Annotated in this window: 17 protein-coding genes and 1 tRNA gene; 8 read left to right on the top strand and 10 right to left on the bottom strand. The window is 41.5% G+C overall.

Annotated elements, in window-relative coordinates; translation table 11 throughout:
• Positions 1–8 precede the first annotated feature (8 nt).
• A complete protein-coding gene (locus BXY_RS17685) occupies positions 9–380 on the top strand; it encodes a DMT family protein (RefSeq protein WP_004302024.1) in 372 nt (123 codons plus the stop codon).
• A gap of 74 nt (positions 381–454) precedes the next feature.
• Here the strand turns inward: BXY_RS17685 and BXY_RS17690 are convergent, their stop codons facing one another.
• Genes BXY_RS17690 through BXY_RS17715 form a run of 6 tightly spaced genes read right to left on the bottom strand, consistent with a single transcriptional unit; the run spans position 455 to position 4,966 of the window.
• Positions 455–1,468, bottom strand: coding sequence for an FAD:protein FMN transferase (locus tag BXY_RS17690; protein ID WP_004309770.1), 1,014 nt, complete (start codon positions 1,466–1,468; stop codon positions 455–457).
• Between the two features lie 30 nt (positions 1,469–1,498).
• On the bottom strand, positions 1,499–2,080 hold the full coding sequence (locus BXY_RS17695) for a manganese efflux pump MntP (RefSeq protein ID WP_004302038.1): 582 nt from the start codon (positions 2,078–2,080) through the stop codon (positions 1,499–1,501).
• 6 nt (positions 2,081–2,086) lie between these two features.
• Positions 2,087–2,836, bottom strand: a complete 750-nt coding sequence (locus BXY_RS17700) for a DUF6048 family protein (RefSeq protein WP_004309771.1) — start codon at positions 2,834–2,836, stop codon at positions 2,087–2,089.
• Complete coding sequence (locus tag BXY_RS17705; protein WP_004309772.1) at positions 2,820–3,404, bottom strand: DUF6452 family protein; 585 nt, start codon at positions 3,402–3,404, stop codon at positions 2,820–2,822. Before BXY_RS17705 ends, BXY_RS17700 begins: the two co-directional genes overlap by 17 nt.
• A gap of 21 nt (positions 3,405–3,425) precedes the next feature.
• Complete coding sequence (locus BXY_RS17710; protein WP_004309773.1) at positions 3,426–4,376, bottom strand: glycosyltransferase family 2 protein; 951 nt, start codon at positions 4,374–4,376, stop codon at positions 3,426–3,428.
• A gap of 32 nt (positions 4,377–4,408) precedes the next feature.
• Positions 4,409–4,966, bottom strand: coding sequence for a DUF4199 domain-containing protein (locus BXY_RS17715; RefSeq protein WP_015532571.1), 558 nt, complete (start codon positions 4,964–4,966; stop codon positions 4,409–4,411).
• Positions 4,967–5,274: 308 nt separating this feature from the next.
• On the opposite strand from BXY_RS17715, the gene BXY_RS17720 reads away from it, so the two are divergent.
• Positions 5,275–5,348: transfer RNA gene (locus BXY_RS17720), tRNA-Thr, on the top strand.
• A 169-nt stretch (positions 5,349–5,517) separates the two neighbouring features.
• On the opposite strand, the gene BXY_RS17725 is transcribed toward BXY_RS17720, so the two are convergent.
• The 4 genes from BXY_RS17725 to crcB all read right to left on the bottom strand — a co-directional run bounded on the left by BXY_RS17725 (position 5,518) and on the right by crcB (position 8,924).
• Positions 5,518–5,991, bottom strand: a complete 474-nt coding sequence (locus tag BXY_RS17725) for a hypothetical protein (RefSeq protein ID WP_008644435.1) — start codon at positions 5,989–5,991, stop codon at positions 5,518–5,520.
• 402 nt (positions 5,992–6,393) lie between these two features.
• Entirely contained in the window at positions 6,394–7,674 is a 1,281-nt protein-coding gene (gene eno / locus BXY_RS17730; protein WP_009040384.1) for a phosphopyruvate hydratase, read from the bottom strand.
• Positions 7,675–7,853: 179 nt separating this feature from the next.
• Positions 7,854–8,516: a pentapeptide repeat-containing protein gene (locus BXY_RS17735; protein WP_008644437.1), complete on the bottom strand. Its 663-nt coding sequence runs from the start codon at positions 8,514–8,516 to the stop codon at positions 7,854–7,856.
• Between the two features lie 30 nt (positions 8,517–8,546).
• Positions 8,547–8,924 carry a fluoride efflux transporter CrcB gene (crcB, locus tag BXY_RS17740; protein WP_004309778.1) on the bottom strand — a complete coding sequence of 126 codons (378 nt, stop codon included), beginning with the start codon at positions 8,922–8,924 and terminating at the stop codon, positions 8,547–8,549.
• Between the two features lie 358 nt (positions 8,925–9,282).
• On the opposite strand from crcB, the gene BXY_RS17745 reads away from it, so the two are divergent.
• The 6 genes from BXY_RS17745 (at position 9,283) to BXY_RS17770 (ending at position 18,439) form a co-directional block, all read left to right on the top strand.
• Positions 9,283–11,442, top strand: coding sequence for a glycoside hydrolase family 97 protein (locus tag BXY_RS17745; RefSeq protein WP_004325317.1), 2,160 nt, complete (start codon positions 9,283–9,285; stop codon positions 11,440–11,442).
• Between the two features lie 164 nt (positions 11,443–11,606).
• Positions 11,607–13,016: an amidophosphoribosyltransferase gene (locus BXY_RS17750; protein ID WP_004302052.1), complete on the top strand. Its 1,410-nt coding sequence runs from the start codon at positions 11,607–11,609 to the stop codon at positions 13,014–13,016.
• A 152-nt stretch (positions 13,017–13,168) separates the two neighbouring features.
• On the top strand, positions 13,169–14,392 hold the full coding sequence (pepT, locus tag BXY_RS17755) for a peptidase T (RefSeq protein WP_004302053.1): 1,224 nt from the start codon (positions 13,169–13,171) through the stop codon (positions 14,390–14,392).
• Between the two features lie 61 nt (positions 14,393–14,453).
• Entirely contained in the window at positions 14,454–15,539 is a 1,086-nt protein-coding gene (gene gcvT, locus BXY_RS17760; protein WP_004302054.1) for a glycine cleavage system aminomethyltransferase GcvT, read from the top strand.
• Positions 15,540–15,690: 151 nt separating this feature from the next.
• Positions 15,691–17,964: a cation:proton antiporter gene (locus tag BXY_RS17765; protein WP_008644441.1), complete on the top strand. Its 2,274-nt coding sequence runs from the start codon at positions 15,691–15,693 to the stop codon at positions 17,962–17,964.
• Positions 17,965–18,013: 49 nt separating this feature from the next.
• Positions 18,014–18,439, top strand: a complete 426-nt coding sequence (locus BXY_RS17770; protein WP_015532572.1) for an HIT family protein — start codon at positions 18,014–18,016, stop codon at positions 18,437–18,439.
• The last annotated feature ends 42 nt before the right edge of the window (positions 18,440–18,481 follow it).

Genomic DNA, 18,481 nt, shown 5'->3' on the forward strand with positions numbered 1-18,481 from the left:
AGATTGTTATGAAAGGATTCTATACCATTTTGTTACTGATTGTATCTAATGTCTTTATGACATTTGCTTGGTACGGACATTTAAAGATGAAACAGGAGTACAGTTGGTTCGCAGCTCTTCCGCTGATCGGTGTGATTGCGTTCAGCTGGGCGATCGCCTTTTTTGAATATTCCTGTCAGATACCGGCCAATCGCATTGGCTTTATAGGCAATGGAGGCCCGTTTTCATTGATGCAACTAAAAGTCATTCAAGAGGTAATAACACTTGTTATTTTTACAGTGTTCACTACCATCTTCTTTAAAGGTGAGGCTTTACATTGGAATCATCTGGCTGCATTTATTTGTCTGATTGCAGCAGTGTATTTCGTGTTTATGAAATAGATATTTGCCAATTGAATAGAGGTTCTGTTTTACTCAAGTAGAACCTCTGTTTGTATAATATATATATATATATATTACGGAGTAGTTATGTATTTTTTCATTCCCTCCGTATAATAAGTCTTGAACTCTCCATTTTCTCCACTATAAATAAAGTAGGCGTCAATCGTTGTATCCGCTTTGCAGAAAGCTTCCGCTTCTTCCAGTCCCATCACCATGAAGGCGGTGGCAAGGGCGTCGGCAGTCATACAGTCTTTGGCGATTACCGTAGAGGACAAGATATTGTGTTGTACCGGATAGCCAGTTCTAGGGTCAATCGTATGGGCGTATTTCTTCCCATCCTTATAATAATAATTGCGATAGTTTCCGGAAGTAGCCAAGCCTAAATCTGTTATCTCAAGAATTGTCTGTAAGTCTTGGTTTACGGCCAGTGAATCGTCGATGGGCTTATTGATTCCAATGCGCCATAAGCCTTTGGAAGGATTTTTCCCTTTCACTACCACCTCGCCGCCTATATCTACCATATAGTTTTTTATTCCCTTACGGTCGAGCAGTTGTGCAATTACGTCTACCGAATACCCTTTGGCCACGGCACTACAACTTAACATAGTACGAGGATCCTGTTTGATAACTTTGCCGTTATCCATTTTCACTTTTTCATATCCGGTGATTTGTAACAGACTGTCTATCATTAATGAATCAGGAAAAGCACCTTTTTTGAAACCGAATCCCCAAGCATTGGCAAGAGGGGCTACTGTAATGTCGAAAGCACCCTTTGTCTCGCGGGAAATTTCCATCGAGCGATGGAAGCATTTCTGGAAAAAACTATCAGTCACCAGCTCTTCATTGCGGTTGACGCGACTGATAACAGAACTGTCATTGAATGGCGATAAAGATTGGTCGAAGCGTTTTAGTTCAGCTTCTATTTCCGGTTTTAAGTCACCGTCATGCTGATAAGTAATTTTATATACTGTCCCAAACACCAAACCTTTGACACTGTAATAGCCAACTTGTTGATTATGTCTGACTAATATCCAGATAGTTGCCAAAATCAGGAAAGCCAGCCAAAGGAAACTTTTTTTTGTTTTCATACGCTCTTCTATTTGATGAGAAAACTCGTTTTATTGAAGAAATAAATGTTCAATTAATATCTTTAGTCCGATAATGACTAGAATGATACCTCCCCATAACTCTGCTTTCAGTTTCCGGGCGATGCCGCAGCCACATTGGATACCAAAGATCAGACCGATGAGTGACATGACAAATGAAACAAACCCGATGATGCTGATAGGAGGAAGGATTTCGGTATAGTCCTGAACTCCCAGAAAGGCAAAGGAAATGCCGATTGCCAATGCATCAATACTTGTGGCTATTGCCATAGTCAATACCACTTTCGGATTTGCCGGATTGAACAGTTTACAACATTCTTCTTCTTTGAAAGATTCTAAAATCATTCGTCCGCCTAAGAAGGCAAGGATCGCGAAAGCAATCCAATGGTCTACACTTTCTATAAGATGACTGAATGTCTTTGCACACATCCATCCGATAAATGGCATGATTGCCTGAAAAAAGCCGAAAGCAAAAGCCATGATTAGCATGGGTTTCCAACGGGTACGTTTCAAAATAATACCGCTTGCAATTGAGACAGCGAAACAATCCATCGCCAGACCTATTGCAAGCAGCCAAATCTCTAGTCCTGTCATTGTATTCTAAAGAGGCAATTTATAAATAAGGGAATAAGTGATTCCCATGTTATTTGATTTAAACTTTCCGTAACCGGGCACGTACCATGGGTCTCCATATTCTCCGGTAGATGCTTTGGTTTTGTATTTCATACGTACCGACCACCCCATGTTGAAGTTTTTGTAAATACGTACTTTGACGCCTAAAACGATTTCCAGCCATTGCACCGATCCTTTCATACCCAGATGGCTGAATGGCACACTTCCTCCCCAATAACCGTCTTCCAAACTGGGGTTACCTATTACATCTCCCCAGATAGGATCATCTGCCGGCATTGTGGAAACATCATATTTAAATGAACTGAATGCATAGCGAAGTCCTGCATACAAGTAGCTATTCTTCTCTTTTTTCTTTGCCATGGTGTTGTAGTCCACACCGATTCGGAAGAATGGGGCCATTTTGCTCTTATAGTGTATGCCTGTTTCGCTCCAGGTATCTGTTCCTCCCATACCAAACTCAATAGTAGGGATGAATTTATTCTTGAGGTTAACGGCTACGCTGACTTCAGAACTCATAAAGTCGCCTCCCAGCAGCTTGCTTCCAACGCCATATAAATCCACACCGACATACGTACCATTGTAGAGCGGAATGGTATCTATCTCGGCAACCTCTTTTTTCTTCTGATCTCTTTTGGGCGTTTGCGCCGGACGTTGCTGTTGTGCCAGCAACGGAAGCCCAATGCAAAAGAGCAGAAGCAGACTAATTAGTCGTTTCATCAGGTGTGCGTTCTGGCCGATAATTATAGAATATCTGCAAGTTCTCGATTTCATTTGTATTGGCTTCTTTATTTTTTATATGAAGAGAATCTATCTGGTCCGGCTGCCCGTTGCCATAGGGAGGAGGGTTACCCGGTCTTCCCGGTTTTCCAAATTTAGCGCTGATTATATTTTGTTTCATCATATAACCACATTCCATGGACTGGAAATAAGGAGTATTTTGTTGTACAATGTATAATGTGTCAAAATCTTTTTCTCTACGTTTGGGATCGTATCTGAATATGAACACAGTAGTGTCACTTGTGTATCGTAGTGGTAACATCAGGGTATGCACATTCTTTTCATTGTTCAGAATGATAGAGTCGGTGCCTAATGCTGTGATTGTTAATGAATCAAGCGTGTCTTTTAATGCAATAGTAGGGTTATCCGGATTAATGGTATATATTGTGCAGTACATCATCGGACGTCCTGCCAATGAGCAATCGTTCTCATCCGAGCAGGCACTGTGTAAGCTGACTGCACCGCCAATGATAGTCAATATGAGAAAGATACGAATTAAATTCTTCATAGTCAGTTTATTGAATGTGAATCAAATTTTCTTTTCTATCTGATAGTTATTCCGTTCCGGTGCATTGCGCGAGATGAGTTCGCCAAGGAATCCGGCTAAGAATAATTGCGTACCTATAATCATTGCCGTAAGTGACAAATAGAAATAGGGAGAGTCGGTCACCAGTCGGTAGGGGAGACCGTTGTACATGGCATATAGTTTACTGGCACCTACGATGATGACAGAAATCATTCCTATCAGAAACATCAATGATCCCAACAGTCCGAAGAAATGCATCGGCTTGATGCCGAATCTGGAGAGGAACCAAAGAGAGAGTAAATCCAGATACCCGTTTACGAAACGGTTCAGTCCGAATTTTGTTGTGCCGTATTTACGCGCCTGGTGGTGTACCACCTTTTCACCGATTTTCTTGAATCCGGCGTTCTTTGCCAAATAAGGTATATAACGATGCATCTCACCGTACACTTCGATATGTTTTACGACCTCTTTGCGATAGGCTTTCAATCCGCAGTTGAAGTCGTGCAGGTTTTTGATGCCTGATACTTTGCGGGCAGTAGCATTAAACAACTTGGTGGGCAGTGTTTTTGAAATAGGATCATATCTCTTTTGCTTCCAGCCGGATACCAGGTCGTAGCCATCCTTTGTAATCATCCGGTAAAGTTCGGGGATTTCGTCTGGGCTATCTTGTAGGTCCGCATCCATCGTTATGACTACGTTTCCTTCCGCTTCAGCGAATCCACAGTAGAGTGCAGGTGATTTACCGTAGTTACGGCGGAATTTGATACCTTTTACATGTTCCGATTGAGCTTTAAACTTTTCGATCACTTCCCATGAATGGTCGGTACTTCCATCGTTAACGAAAATCACTTCGAATGAGAATCCGTTGGCTTGCATTACCCGTTCTATCCAAGCATAGAGTTCGGGTAGTGACTCTTCTTCATTGAATAATGGGATTACAACTGATATATCCATTTTTTTATTACTAATTACTTACGAATTATAAATTACGATTGAGACACTCCGTCATTTTCCGGTTTGGCCTTTTTCATTACCATCAATGCGGTGGGAATGGCCAGGATACTTCCCCAAAATACATCCCATGACAATAGTTGCATGGTGATATTGATGGAAGTAAGTGAACGGGCGGTATCTATTGTTTCTTTTATAACTTCTTTGTTTTCTATCAGAGCCGGGGTGTTGGTCATCAGTTCGTCCCACAACTGGATGTAAGAGTTGATGATAAATCCATGATCGATGAATTGGAAATAGGCGTAGTGAGCCACAGCTACCAGCAGAGAAGCAAACATATACATAAATATGGTAAAGAGCATGGCATGTGAAAATTGGATACTTCCTCCGCAAATCTTATCCCGGTACATTTTCGCATAGTGATATCCGATGAAAGGTACGGACAATGTCAGGATTACAAATAAAAGCGAAAGGAAAGGTATGTGGAATCCCAGCGGAAATAATATGAACTTCAATATCCAGTAGATTCCCATATACGTGCCAAAATGCATGGCATATTTTTGTAAATAGCTTCTGTTCTCTGTCATCTTCATTTATAAATTGCGCACAAAGGTACAAATAATATCGGTTGGTAGGGGAAATCTGGTTGTTAAAGTTAATAAAGCAGAGGAAGTTGTTGTCTGAATATTTTTTTGCAATTTTAATTGCCTGAAATGTAGCCTGTTAGTCTTTTGTTAGTAAAAAAGTTGTCTGCAGCTATTGCAGAATACATAAAAATGTCTACCTTTGCAACCGCAAAACGGGTAAGTCCTATACGGCCAGCTCCCTTCGAATCCTCCAGGGCTTGATCGCAGCAAAGGTAGTTGGTTGTAGCGGCGCGATATAGATAGCTTACCCACCCGCCTCTTTAGCTCAGTTGGCCAGAGCACGTGATTTGTAATCTCGGGGTCGTTGGTTCGAATCCGACAAGAGGCTCAAAAAAGGATATATAACAAATCCAAGAAAAAAGCATTCAGGTATTAGTCTGGATGCTTTTTTATATATATTCGCATATTATCGAAATACACAGTTCCCTAATTGTTGTAATATCCCATTTTTAAGAAAAGCAAAGATTTACAGTTTCTTTTTGATTCATTATTGTTATTCATTCTTGTATATTATGCTCAGGATAGGAGCTGAGTAAAAGCATCACATTGGATAAATGGCGTTGCAATATTCCATGAAGTTGCTTGATGATATTTATATTCCCGGAGAGAAAAACGATGAATTGCAGTTGAGAGGCAATTTCTTGGTTCGTTTGTTTGCGTTCTTTACTTTCGATGTTATTTTGCATTAGATAAATGCCTAATGCTTTCTGAATATCGGCTATTCCCTTGTCCCATTCATGTTCGCCAAGTGTTTGAATGAAAGTACAATATTGCTTGAGCTTTTTGCTTAGCTTTTTTAAACTGTTGTATTCGGTGTCAATGGGAGGATTAATGTGCGCAGAGCGTATTATGTTTGACATCTGCAAATAATACGTTTTCATTCCATTTTCAGAATTGAATGTAGTCAGGATATACTGTTTCGTAGCTTCTGAAACCTCTTCCTGTAAGTCTTTTAATTGACTGTTTTCCATAATCATTAGAATTTAAAAGATGAATAATAGATTGATGGGAGAGGAAGAAGTGCTAATAAAAAAGCGGTTTCGCCTGTCCCATTGTCTAACATACCGACGGCAGGTTTAGAGGTGCATTAACACTCTCTATGGGGGGACGAAACCGCCCATATAAGAGTTCACATACGAACATAAAAATGCTCGCTGCGATAGTAGGCAGGTTTCCCCACCGTCTGTTAATATGTTAGACGTTGCAAATGTAGCCTTATTAATTCAATTCGCAAAATATTGGAGATATTTATTGATGCTTAGTGAAGCTAGTTTTCTTACAATGCAAAAAGATTTAGTGAATGGTTAATATGTAAAAATCCCCGGATAATCTAATTGTCCGGGGATGAATTATTCAAGTAAGAGAATATTGAATTATTTAATTCTCTTGTAACCATATACAGCCAAATCTCCCAGTTCCTCTTCAATGCGGAGTAACTGATTGTATTTAGCCATACGGTCTGAGCGGCTTAAAGAACCTGTCTTGATCTGTCCGCTGTTAGTAGCTACTGCGATATCGGCGATAGTAGCATCTTCTGTTTCACCCGAACGGTGAGAAGTAACAGTAGTGTATCCATGACGGTGAGCCATTTCGATAGCGTTCAGTGTTTCTGTCAGCGAACCGATTTGGTTTACTTTAATCAGGATAGAGTTGGCACAGCCTTTTTCGATACCCATTGCAAGGAAATCTACGTTGGTTACGAACAGGTCGTCACCTACCAACTGGCAACGGTTGCCGATGCGTTCGGTCAGCTTTTTCCAGCCTTCCCAGTCGTTTTCGTTCATACCGTCTTCGATAGAGTCGATAGGGAATTTGTTGATTAGTTCTTCCAGGTAGTCAACTTGTTCTGCGGAAGTGCGTTTCTTACCTTTTTCACCTTCAAACTTGGTATAATCGTAAATACCATCGTGGTAGAATTCGGAAGAAGCACAGTCCATACCGATCATAACGTCTTTGCCCGGTTCGTATCCTGCAGCTTTGATAGCGGCCAGAATAGAGTTCAAAGCATCTTCCGTACCCTCGAGGTTAGGTGCGAAACCACCTTCATCACCTACAGCAGTGCTAAGGCCACGGTCTTTCAAAACTTTCTTTAAAGCGTGGAATACTTCAGCACCCATGCGCAGACCTTCTCTGAAAGAAGGAGCACCTACGGGACGGATCATAAATTCCTGGAATGCGATCGGAGCATCGCTATGTGAACCACCGTTGATGATGTTCATCATCGGTACAGGCATTACATACGTATTTGTTCCACCGATATAGCGGTATAGAGGAAGATCCAGATAGTTGGCAGCAGCTTTAGCTACGGCAAGAGATACACCGAGAATAGCGTTAGCACCTAAATTCGATTTAGTCTTAGTGCCGTCCAATGTCAGCATTGTGTAGTCGATACCTCTCTGATTGAGTGAAGACATACCAATCAGTTTCGGAGCGATGATTTTATTTACATTATCAACCGCTTTTTCTACTCCTTTTCCACCATAGCGCTGTTTGTCACCATCGCGAAGTTCCAATGCTTCGTGTTCACCTGTGGAAGCACCTGACGGCACAGATGCACGTCCCATAATGCCGGATTCCAATACTACGTCAACTTCTACTGTGGGGTTACCTCTTGAATCGAGAATTTCTCGAGCTACAATTTTTTCAATTTTCATCGTTTCTATTGTTTTTGAATAAGATTTCTGCAAAAGTACGGACTTGACGGGGAGTGAGAAATCACTATAAATAGGTATTCTTTTTGTGCCTATTCCCTATATGTCGTTAGTCCGACCTTATACTATAACAACGGGACGATGCTTTTTGTTTGAGTGCGGCGGGGTGAATTTGCAGGATTTTAATCTTCGATAATAACCCCTAACAGTGGAAGCAAATCCATTGCTTGCAGGGAAGTGATGACAGCCCCTTTCAGATCGCTGATGTTAAGCGTGATTCCGCTGATACGGGAAGTGCGCAAATCTATTCCGCGAAGCGGAGCGTGTGAAAAATCGGCTTCTACGAGATCGCAACTCTCAAATGCGACGGATGAAAAACGGCAGTCGTTCAGACTTCCGTTGCGGAGCTGGCTGTGTGCAAAACGTACCTGGTTCATTTTACTCATAGCCAGATTGATATAACCTGCGTTGCAGTCATGCAGCAAGACGTGATTCATCGTTGTTTCCGATAAATTGGTACCCAATAGTTTGCAGGAAATGAATTCTACCCGGTAGAGCGAACTTTCAGCAAAAGAAATGTTGGATAGGTCGCAGTTCTCGAACCTGACATCGCTCAGTTGAGAGGAACGGAATTTACATTCGCTGAATGTCTGATGCTGAAAGGTGCAGTTTTTGAAACTTTTGTAAGATTTGTCGATGCCTTCTTCTTTTCCTTTGCAGAATAAAAGATGAGAGACGGTTTCTTCTCTGTCGAGCCATTCCTGTAGGGTAATAGTACTGACTTCCTGTTCTTCCATCATGGGAGGAACAACGCGGACGGGTTTGGTTGGGTTTCTTTTAATCATGCCGTAAAGGTAGGATTTATATTCGAATTATTAAATCTGTTTTCCCACATATCCGCCGGCTAACGTTGCGGCTAATCCTATTCCTATACTTAATAATGTATATAGAACAAATGCTCCGTAAAATTCTCCTTTCAGCAGACCTACGCCATCACTGGAGAAAGTAGAGAACGTTGTGAAACCTCCACATAAACCCGTTGTCAGAAACAAACGGACCTCGAACGGAAGGTGGAATCGCTCTGAAAGAGCATAGAACAGACCGATGAGAAAACTGCCGAGAAGATTGACCGTGAAAGTGGCCCATGGAAAATGATAAGGGACGATTCGTTCGTGCATTAACAACTGGATAAAATAACGTAGTGCACTACCAGTTCCTCCACCGATAAAGATATAGATAACTTCTTTACTCATTTGATTGAAAGATTGATATTATTTGTAGGCGGCTTCAAAATCCTTTTCGAATTGTTGGAAGCCTCCGGGATAAACTAAGGTGTTGTGTCATATAAATAATAAAATGTTTGTTGATGTGATTGAGATAATAATCTGCAAATATAGAAAGATTATGCAATATTCATATTTAATCCTTTTAATTTAATCACCATAGACACTATATTTTGGGGGGGGAGACAAAATGTGTTATCTGTTTTATTATTAAGTACTTATTTCGTTTTTGAATCTGTATTCCTCTATATTTTCTTTATAAAGAAAAACACTACTTGGATTTCCTGTCTATCTTTGCCATACGATTATTAACTAACTCATTTATATCATGAAGAACATGAAAATAGGAACTGCAATATGGGTCTGCCTGTTGCTCTCTTTTTTCTTCGGCACATCAGCAAAGGCCGAAAGTATCACTTCTCCTGACGGACAATTAAAACTTAATTTCTCTGTCAACATGCAAGGAGAACCGGTGTATGAACTCTCTTATAAAGGAAAAGAGGTGATTAAACCTTCGAAACTGGGACTGGAATTGAAAAATGATCCCGGACTGATGAATGGATTCACTCTGGCCGATATTAAAACTTCTGCTTTTGATGAAACATGGGAACCGGTGTGGGGAGAGGTGAAATCGATCCGCAACCATTATAATGAAATGGCTGTTACCCTGAATCAAAAGGCGCAAGATCGTAATCTGATTATTTGTTTTCGTCTTTATAATGATGGCTTGGGGTTCCGCTATGAGTTCCCGCAGCAAAAGAATCTGAATTACTTCGTTATAAAAGAAGAACATTCGCAGTTTGCTATGGCCGGCGATCATACGGCATTCTGGATTCCAGGCGATTATGATACGCAGGAATATGACTATACCGAATCCAAGCTTTCAGAGATTCGCGGATTGTTGCAAGGGGCAATTACTCCAAATGCTTCTCAAACTCCTTTTTCACCAACAGGTGTGCAGACATCTTTGCAAATGAAGACAGCCGACGGGTTGTATATCAATCTGCATGAAGCGGCTTTGGTTGATTATTCTTGTATGCATCTGAACCTTGACGATCAGAACCTGATTTTTGAATCATGGCTGACTCCTGATGCAAAAGGGGATAAAGGTTATATGCAAACGCCTTGCCGTTCACCCTGGCGCACGGTGATTGTCAGTGATGATGCTCGTGATATTCTGGCTTCCAAATTGACTTTGAACTTGAATGAACCTTGTGCCTACGAAGATGTTTCCTGGATTAAGCCGGTGAAATACATCGGTGTGTGGTGGGAAATGATTACCGGAAAAAGTTCCTGGTCGTACACGGATGATGTTTATTCTGTGAAACTGGGACAGACGGATTATTCCCAAACAAAACCGAGCGGGCGTCATGCAGCCAATAATGACAAAGTGAAGCGTTACATTGACTTTGCTTCAGAGCATGGATTCGACCAGATCTTAGTGGAAGGCTGGAATGAAGGCTGGGAAGACTGGTTCGGAAATTCGAAGGATTATGTCTTTGATTTCGTAACTCCGTATCCTGATTTTGACGTGAAGATGCTCAATGCGTATGCAAAGGAAAAAGGAGTGAAGCTGATGATGCATCACGAGACTTCCGCTTCTGTACGTAACTACGAGCGCCATCTTGATAAAGCCTATCAGTTTATGATAGATAACGGATACAATGCTGTGAAGAGCGGGTATGTAGGTAATATTATTCCGCGTGGAGAACATCATTACGGACAGTGGATGAACAATCATTATTTATATGCGGTGGAAAAAGCGGCCGAATATAAGATCTGTGTAAATGCTCACGAAGCAACCCGTCCGACAGGATTATGTCGCACATATCCGAATCTGATCGGTAATGAATCGGCTCGTGGCACGGAATATGAAGCCTTTGCAGGGAATAAGCCGTTCCATACCACCTTGCTTCCTTTCACCCGTCAGATTGGTGGACCGATGGATTATACACCGGGTATCTTTGATACAAAACTTTCTTTCCTGTCAGGCGACCACAGTTTTGTACGTACAACTTTGGCAAAACAGTTGGCACTTTATGTAACGATGTACAGTCCTTTGCAAATGGCAGCCGACCTTCCGGAGAGTTACGAACGTCACATGGATGCATTTCAATTTATCAAGGATGTAGCCGTTGATTGGGATGACAGCAAGTATCTGGAAGCGGAACCGGGAGATTATATTACCGTAGCACGTAAGGCAAAAGGTACTGATAACTGGTTTGTAGGTGGTATCACCGATGAGAATCCCCGTACTTCTGCTTTTACACTTGATTTTCTCGAACCGGGAAAACAATATGTAGCTACTCTTTATGCTGACGGAAAGGAGGCGGATTTTGAAAAGAATCCTACTTCTTACCAGATAAAAAAAGGACTTGTTACAAACAAGAATAAGATGTCTGTGAAGCTGGCACGTAGCGGAGGATTTGCAGTAAGTTTGATTGAAGCAACTCCCGCTGACTTGAAAACGATCAAGAAATGGAAATAAGATTCCGGTAAAAAGATTGTTTCCGGATTCCCCGCTTTTTAATAAATATTAGTTGTGCTTCGCAAAGAAAACTAAAACTTTGCGGAGCGCTTTTTTTATAGGACGAATTCTTTTTTGTACTTTTGCGCCATCTTTTTTAAAACATCATCAATAAAGAGAACAACATGGGAGGTTTTTTCGGAACAGTCTCGAAAACTAGCTGCGTGACTGATTTATTCTACGGCACAGATTATAACTCACATCTGGGTACCAAGCGAGGAGGACTCGCAACATACAGTGAGGAAAAAGGTTTTATACGCTCCATTCACAATTTGGAAAGTACTTATTTCCGAACCAAGTTTGAAGGAGAACTGGACAAATTCAAAGGAAACGCCGGCATCGGCATCATTAGCGACACAGACGCACAACCTATCATCATCAATTCTCACCTCGGGCGCTTCGCCATTGTCACAGTCGCTAAAATAGTCAATATCCAGGAATTGGAAGAAGAACTTCTCAGTCAAAACATGCACTTCGCCGAACTTAGTTCGAGCAACACCAACCAGACGGAACTTATCGCATTACTTATTATACAAGGCAGAACTTTTGTGGAAGGTATCGAAAATGTGTTTAAGCACATTAAGGGTTCTTGTTCGATGTTGCTTCTGACGGAAGATGGTAGTATCATCGCTGCCCGTGACCGATGGGGACGTACTCCGGTGGTGATTGGAAGGAAAGACGGTGCTTATGCTGCAACGAGCGAATCGTCCAGTTTTCCGAATCTGGATTATGAGATTGAGAGATATTTAGGTCCCGGTGAGATTGTCCGTATGTATGACGATCATGTTGACCAGCTTCGCAAGCCCAATGAGGATATGCAGATTTGCTCGTTTTTGTGGGTGTACTACGGTTTCCCGACTTCTTGTTATGAAGGAAAGAATGTAGAGGAAGTGCGTTTCACCAGCGGATTGAAAATGGGACAGACAGATGAATCGGAAGTGGATTGTGCTTGCGGTATTCCTGATTCGGGAGTGGGTATGGCTTTAGGATATGCCGAAGGAAAGGGGGTTCCTTACCATCGTGCTATTTCAAAATATACACCGACATGGCCTCGTAGCTTCACTCCGAGCAATCAGGAGATGCGTTCGCTTGTTGCTAAGATGAAGTTGATTCCCAACCGTGCCATGCTGCAAAATAAACGTTTGTTGTTCTGTGACGATTCAATCGTGCGGGGAACTCAATTACGTGACAATGTGAAGATTCTGTATGATTACGGAGCAAAGGAGGTGCACATGCGTATCGCTTGTCCGCCATTGATTTATGCTTGTCCGTTTGTTGGTTTTTCGGCTTCTAAAAATGCATTGGAGTTGATTACCCGTCGTATTATCAAGGAACTGGAAGGGGATGAGAATAAGAACCTGGAGAAATATGCTACTACCGGTTCTCCGGAATACGATAAGATGGTTAGTATTATTGCAGAGCGTTTCGGTCTCAGTTCATTGAAGTTTAATACACTGGAAACGCTGATTGAGGCTATCGGATTACCTAAATGCAAGGTTTGTACACATTGCTTTGATGGTAGCAGCCATTTTTAAAGTAGTCAAATAGGATATTTAAGTATCCGGATAAAAGTATACAATAAAAAGAGCCGTGAATTGCTTTGTAATTCACGGCTCTTTTTTTACCTTTACGGCACTATAAACTATCAATTTGTAAATTGTAATTAGTAACTTGTAATTAAAACAATATGACTTTAGTAGACAGATTTTTAAAGTATGTAAGCTTCGATACACAATCTGATGAATCGACAGGGCTTACTCCAAGTACTCCGAAGCAGATGATTTTTGCTGAATACTTGAAAAAAGAGTTGGAATCTTTGGGATTGGAAGATATTACTTTGGATGAGCATGGCTATCTTTTTGCTACACTTCCTGCCAATATAAATAAAGAAGTACCCACTATCGGGTTTATTGCCCACATGGATACAAGTCCTGATATGACGGGTAAAGATGTCACTCCGCGCATTGTGGAAAAGTATGACGGTTCGGATATTGTGCTTTGTGCTGAAGAGAATGTAGTCCTTTCTCCATCACAATTCCCGGAATTGCTGGATCATAAGGGAGAAGACTTGATTGTAACCAACGGAAAAACGTTGCTCGGTGCCGACGACAAAGCCGGTATCGCGGAAATTGTATCAGCGATGGTTTATCTGAAGGAACATCCCGAAATCAAACACGGTAAAATCCGTATCGGCTTCAATCCTGACGAAGAAATCGGTGAAGGTGCTCATAAATTCGATGTAGAGAAATTCGGTTGTGAATGGGGATATACGATGGATGGAGGTGAAGTAGGGGAGTTGGAGTTTGAGAACTTTAATGCTGCTGCCGCAAAAATAACCTTTAAAGGACGTAATGTGCATCCGGGATATGCCAAGGATAAGATGATTAACTCTATCTATCTTGCCAATCAGTTTATTACGATGCTTCCCTCACAGGAAAGACCAGAACATACGACCGGCTATGAAGGATTCTATCATTTGATTGGTATTCAGGGGGATGTGGAGCAAAGCACTGTGTCTTATATCATCCGCGATCATGACCGTGCAAAATTTGAGAACCGTAAAAAAGAGATAGAACGTCTGGTAGCTCAAATGAACGCTGAATATGGAGCTGGTACTGCGACACTCGAACTGCGCGACCAGTATTATAATATGCGTGAGAAAATAGAACCGGTAATGCACATCATCGATACTGCTTTTGCAGCTATGGAAGCCGTGGGTGTGAAACCGAATGTAAAACCGATTCGTGGAGGTACGGATGGTGCGCAGCTTTCTTTTAAGGGATTGCCTTGTCCGAATATCTTTGCCGGTGGTCTGAATTTCCACGGTCGTTACGAATTTGTGCCTATCCAGAATATGGAGAAAGCAATGAAAGTGATCGTAAAAATAGCAGAACTGGTGGCTTCCAAATAAAAAGACGGTAAGCTCCGGTAATACTTAATACCTGATACTTAAAACTTAATACTTTAAAATAATGAAAACCACTCCGTTTACAGAGAAACATATAGCACTTGGTGCTAAAATGCACGAGTTTGCAGGTTATAATATGCCTATTGAATACTCCGGTATCATTGATGAACACATAACTGTTTGTCAAGGTGTCGGTGTATTTGATGTATCGCACATGGGAGAATTTTGGGTGAAAGGACCGCAAGCGTTGGCCTTTCTGCAGAAAATAACATCTAACAATGTGGCGGCACTGGCTCCGGGTAAAATACAATATACTTGTTTTCCGAATGAGGATGGGGGGATTGTAGATGATTTGCTGGTTTATCAGTATGAACCGGAAAAATACATGTTGGTGGTGAATGCTTCCAATATGGAAAAAGACTGGAACTGGTGTGTTTCTCACAATACGGAGGGAGCCGAGTTGGAAAATTCGTCGGATAACATAGCTCAACTTGCTATACAGGGTCCGAAGGCTATTTCGGTTCTGCAAAAGTTGACGGATATTGATCTTGCTACTATTCCTTATTATACATTTAAGGTTGGAACGTTTGCAAGTGAAGAGAATGTGATTATCTCCAATACGGGTTATACCGGTGCGGGAGGTTTTGAGCTTTATTTCTATCCGTCTGCGGCTGATTCTATATGGAAGGCTATTTTTGAAGCTGGTGAAGAGTATGGCATTAAACCTATCGGTTTGGGTGCCCGTGATACGCTCCGGTTGGAAATGGGCTTCTGTCTGTATGGCAATGATCTGGATGATACGACTTCTCCGATAGAAGCCGGATTGGGATGGATCACTAAGTTTGTGGAGGGCAAGGATTTTGTCAACCGTCCGATGCTGGAAAAACAGAAAGCGGAAGGTGTTACCCGTAAACTGGTTGGCTTTGAAATGGTTGATCGCGGAATTCCCCGTCATGGCTATGAACTGGTGAATGATGAAGGCGAGAAAGTGGGAGTGGTGACCTCCGGTACGATGTCGCCTACCCGTAAGATTGGTATCGGTATGGGATATGTGAAACCGGAATATAGTAAGGTGGGTACGGAAATCTGTATCGATATGCGTGGTCGGAAATTGAAAGCTGTGGTAGTGAAACCGCCTTTTAGAAAGTAAAAAATAAGCTTGTTATTGTGTATAGCCCCGGATAAGTTACGACTCTATCCGGGGCTAACTTATTTTATGATGGTTATTGCAAAACATATTCGTAAATATGTTGTTTATCCCATAGAAATAATATAATTTTGTCATCAAATACGATAAAATAATGTCTCAATTACCTACTCTTATAGCTGACCTCGCACTTATATTGATTTGTGCCGGTGTTATGACTTTGTTGTTTAAGAAGTTGAAACAACCTCTGGTCTTGGGATATGTAGTTGCCGGATTTCTGGCAAGTCCGCATATGCCGTATACTCCTTCAGTGATGGATACTGCCAATATTAAGACTTGGGCGGATATTGGTGTTATTTTCTTGCTGTTTGCTCTTGGTTTGGAATTTAGTTTTAAGAAGATTGTCAAGGTGGGTGGTTCTGCCATCATTGCTGCCTGTACCATCATCTTTTGTATGATTTTGTTGGGAATAGGAGTCGGCATGGGTTTCGGCTGGCACAGGATGGACAGTCTGTTCTTGGGCGGTATGATTGCGATGTCGTCTACTACTATTATTTATAAAGCTTTTGATGATTTAGGATTAAGGAAGAAGCAGTTCACCGGACTTGTGTTGAGTATCTTGATTTTGGAAGATATTTTGGCTATTGTATTAATGGTGATGCTTTCCACTATGGCGGTAAGCCAACATTTTGAAGGTACCGAGATGTTGGAGAGTATCGGGAAATTATTGTTTTTCCTTATTCTGTGGTTTGTTGTCGGTATCTATCTGATTCCTGAATTCTTGAAACGCTGCCGGAAATTGATGGGAGAGGAGACTCTGCTTATTGTGTCGTTGGCACTTTGTTTCGGTATGGTAGTGATGGCGGCTCATACAGGATTTTCTGCTGCATTTGGTGCATTTATAATGGGATCTATTCTGGCGGAAACAATCGAGGCGGAATCCATAGACCGGCTGGTGAAACCGGTAAAGGATCTTTTTGGAGCTATCTTTTTCGTATCGGTCGGTATGATGGTGGATCCTGCAATGATTGTAGAATATGCCGTACCTATTATAGTTATTACTTTGGCTGTTATCTTGGGACAGGCCGTTTTTGGTACATTCGGTGTTATTCTCTCCGGAAAGCCTTTAAAGACGGCTATGCAATGCGGCTTTAGTTTAACGCAGATCGGCGAATTTGCGTTTATTATTGCTTCTTTGGGAGTCTCTTTGCATGTAACGAGTGACTTTCTGTATCCGATAGTGGTAGCGGTTTCTGTGATTACTACTTTCCTGACTCCTTATATGATTCGTTTTGCCGAGCCGGCTTCTACTTTTGTGGATGCTCATCTTCCGGAATCATGGAAAAAAATAATGATGCGTTATTCTTCCGGTTCGCAAACAGCTCTGAATCACGAGAATTTGTGGAAGAAGCTAATCTTGTCAATGGTACGTATAACAGTTGTTTATTCAATTGTCAGTATGTCGATTATTGCACTTTCTTTTCGTTTTGTCGTGCCATTCTTTAAAGAGAATCTGCCTCATTTCTGGGCATCATTGTTGGGAGCGGTATTTATCATTCTGTGTATTGCTCCTTTCTTGCGTGCCATTATGGTGAAGAAAAATCATTCGGTTGAGTTTATGACCTTATGGCATGACAGCCGTGCCAACCGCGCACCGCTGGTATCGACAATCGTGATTCGTATTATGATAGCGGCACTTTTTGTTATCTTTGTTATTTCCGGATTATTTAAGGCGTCTATCGGATTGATTATTGGAGTGGCTGTACTTGTTGTATTGTTGATGGTATGGTCTCGCCGTTTGAAGAAGCAATCGATATTGATTGAACGTCGTTTCTTTCAGAATCTCCGTTCCAGAGATGTACGTGCAGAGTATCTGGGAGAGAAAAAGCCGGAGTATGCCGGTCGTTTGTTGTCGCATGATTTGCATCTTGCCGATATGGAAATTCCGGGTGAATCCAGTTGGGCGGGAAAGACATTGATGGAGCTGAATCTGGGGAAGAAGTTTGGAGTTCATGTTGCTTCTATTCTTCGTGGAAAGAGGAGGATTAATATCCCCGGTGGTTCTGTCCGCCTGTTTCCGATGGATAAGATACAGGTGATAGGTACAGATGAACAATTAAGTGTGTTTAATGAGGCGATGCAAAACGGAGCGAAGATAGACTGGGAGGTCTATGAAAAGAGCGAGATGGCTTTGAAGCAGTTTATCATTGACAGTGATTCTGTTTTTCTGGGTAAAACGATTCGTGAATCGGGTATCCGCGACAAATATCATTGTATGATAGCCGGTGTTGAAAGTGAAGACGGTACACTGATGGTTCCTGATGTAAATGCTCCACTCGAAGAAGGCGATGTTGTTTGGGTGGTAGGCGAAAAAGAGGATGTGTACCAATTAGTCGATCAAAAAAACGAAAAAGTACAAGCAGGATAAGAATGGAATACTTATTTTTGCAACGATAAAAACTTAAAATAATAATATCATGAAGAGTGATCCGAAAGAATGTCTGTATTGCCAGAACAATGAAACGCTGCATAATCTGATGATTGAGATTGCGCAATTGAGTGTGTCACGTGTGTTTTTGTTTAAGGAACAAACCTACCGTGGACGTTGTCTTGTTTCTTATAAAGACCATGTGAACGATTTGAATGAATTGAGTGATGAAGATCGTAATGCTTTTATGGCAGATGTAGCGCGTGTCACTCGTGCCATGCAAAAAGCTTTCCAGCCGGAAAAGATTAATTATGGTGCTTACTCGGATAAATTGTCTCATTTGCATTTTCATTTAGCACCTAAATATGTGGATGGACCTGATTATGGAGGTATATTCCAAATGAACCCGGGAAGGGTTTATCTGACTGATGCAGAATATCAGGAATTGATTGATGCTGTTAAGGCAAACCTATAAACGGTAAATTTTGCGGGGTGCCCTGAAAGGGCTTAATTATAC

Source organism: Bacteroides xylanisolvens XB1A, from assembly GCF_000210075.1.
Lineage (GTDB): Bacteria > Bacteroidota > Bacteroidia > Bacteroidales > Bacteroidaceae > Bacteroides > Bacteroides xylanisolvens.

Excerpts from the sequence above, each read along its gene's own strand:
- eno (WP_009040384.1), bottom strand. The coding sequence starts at position 7,674 with ATGAAAATTGAAAAAATTGTAGCTCGAGAAATTCTCGATTCAAGAGGT.
- BXY_RS17690 (WP_004309770.1), bottom strand. The coding sequence starts at position 1,468 with ATGAAAACAAAAAAAAGTTTCCTTTGGCTGGCTTTCCTGATTTTGGCA.
- BXY_RS17695 (WP_004302038.1), bottom strand. The coding sequence starts at position 2,080 with ATGACAGGACTAGAGATTTGGCTGCTTGCAATAGGTCTGGCGATGGAT.
- BXY_RS17685 (WP_004302024.1), top strand. The coding sequence starts at position 9 with ATGAAAGGATTCTATACCATTTTGTTACTGATTGTATCTAATGTCTTT.
- BXY_RS17770 (WP_015532572.1), top strand. The coding sequence starts at position 18,014 with ATGAAGAGTGATCCGAAAGAATGTCTGTATTGCCAGAACAATGAAACG.
- BXY_RS17710 (WP_004309773.1), bottom strand. The coding sequence starts at position 4,376 with ATGGATATATCAGTTGTAATCCCATTATTCAATGAAGAAGAGTCACTA.
- crcB (WP_004309778.1), bottom strand. The coding sequence starts at position 8,924 with ATGAGTAAAGAAGTTATCTATATCTTTATCGGTGGAGGAACTGGTAGT.
- BXY_RS17750 (WP_004302052.1), top strand. The coding sequence starts at position 11,607 with ATGGGAGGTTTTTTCGGAACAGTCTCGAAAACTAGCTGCGTGACTGAT.
- BXY_RS17745 (WP_004325317.1), top strand. The coding sequence starts at position 9,283 with ATGAAGAACATGAAAATAGGAACTGCAATATGGGTCTGCCTGTTGCTC.
- gcvT (WP_004302054.1), top strand. The coding sequence starts at position 14,454 with ATGAAAACCACTCCGTTTACAGAGAAACATATAGCACTTGGTGCTAAA.
- BXY_RS17715 (WP_015532571.1), bottom strand. The coding sequence starts at position 4,966 with ATGAAGATGACAGAGAACAGAAGCTATTTACAAAAATATGCCATGCAT.
- BXY_RS17725 (WP_008644435.1), bottom strand. The coding sequence starts at position 5,991 with ATGGAAAACAGTCAATTAAAAGACTTACAGGAAGAGGTTTCAGAAGCT.
- BXY_RS17765 (WP_008644441.1), top strand. The coding sequence starts at position 15,691 with ATGTCTCAATTACCTACTCTTATAGCTGACCTCGCACTTATATTGATT.
- BXY_RS17735 (WP_008644437.1), bottom strand. The coding sequence starts at position 8,516 with ATGATTAAAAGAAACCCAACCAAACCCGTCCGCGTTGTTCCTCCCATG.
- BXY_RS17700 (WP_004309771.1), bottom strand. The coding sequence starts at position 2,836 with ATGAAACGACTAATTAGTCTGCTTCTGCTCTTTTGCATTGGGCTTCCG.
- BXY_RS17705 (WP_004309772.1), bottom strand. The coding sequence starts at position 3,404 with ATGAAGAATTTAATTCGTATCTTTCTCATATTGACTATCATTGGCGGT.
- pepT (WP_004302053.1), top strand. The coding sequence starts at position 13,169 with ATGACTTTAGTAGACAGATTTTTAAAGTATGTAAGCTTCGATACACAA.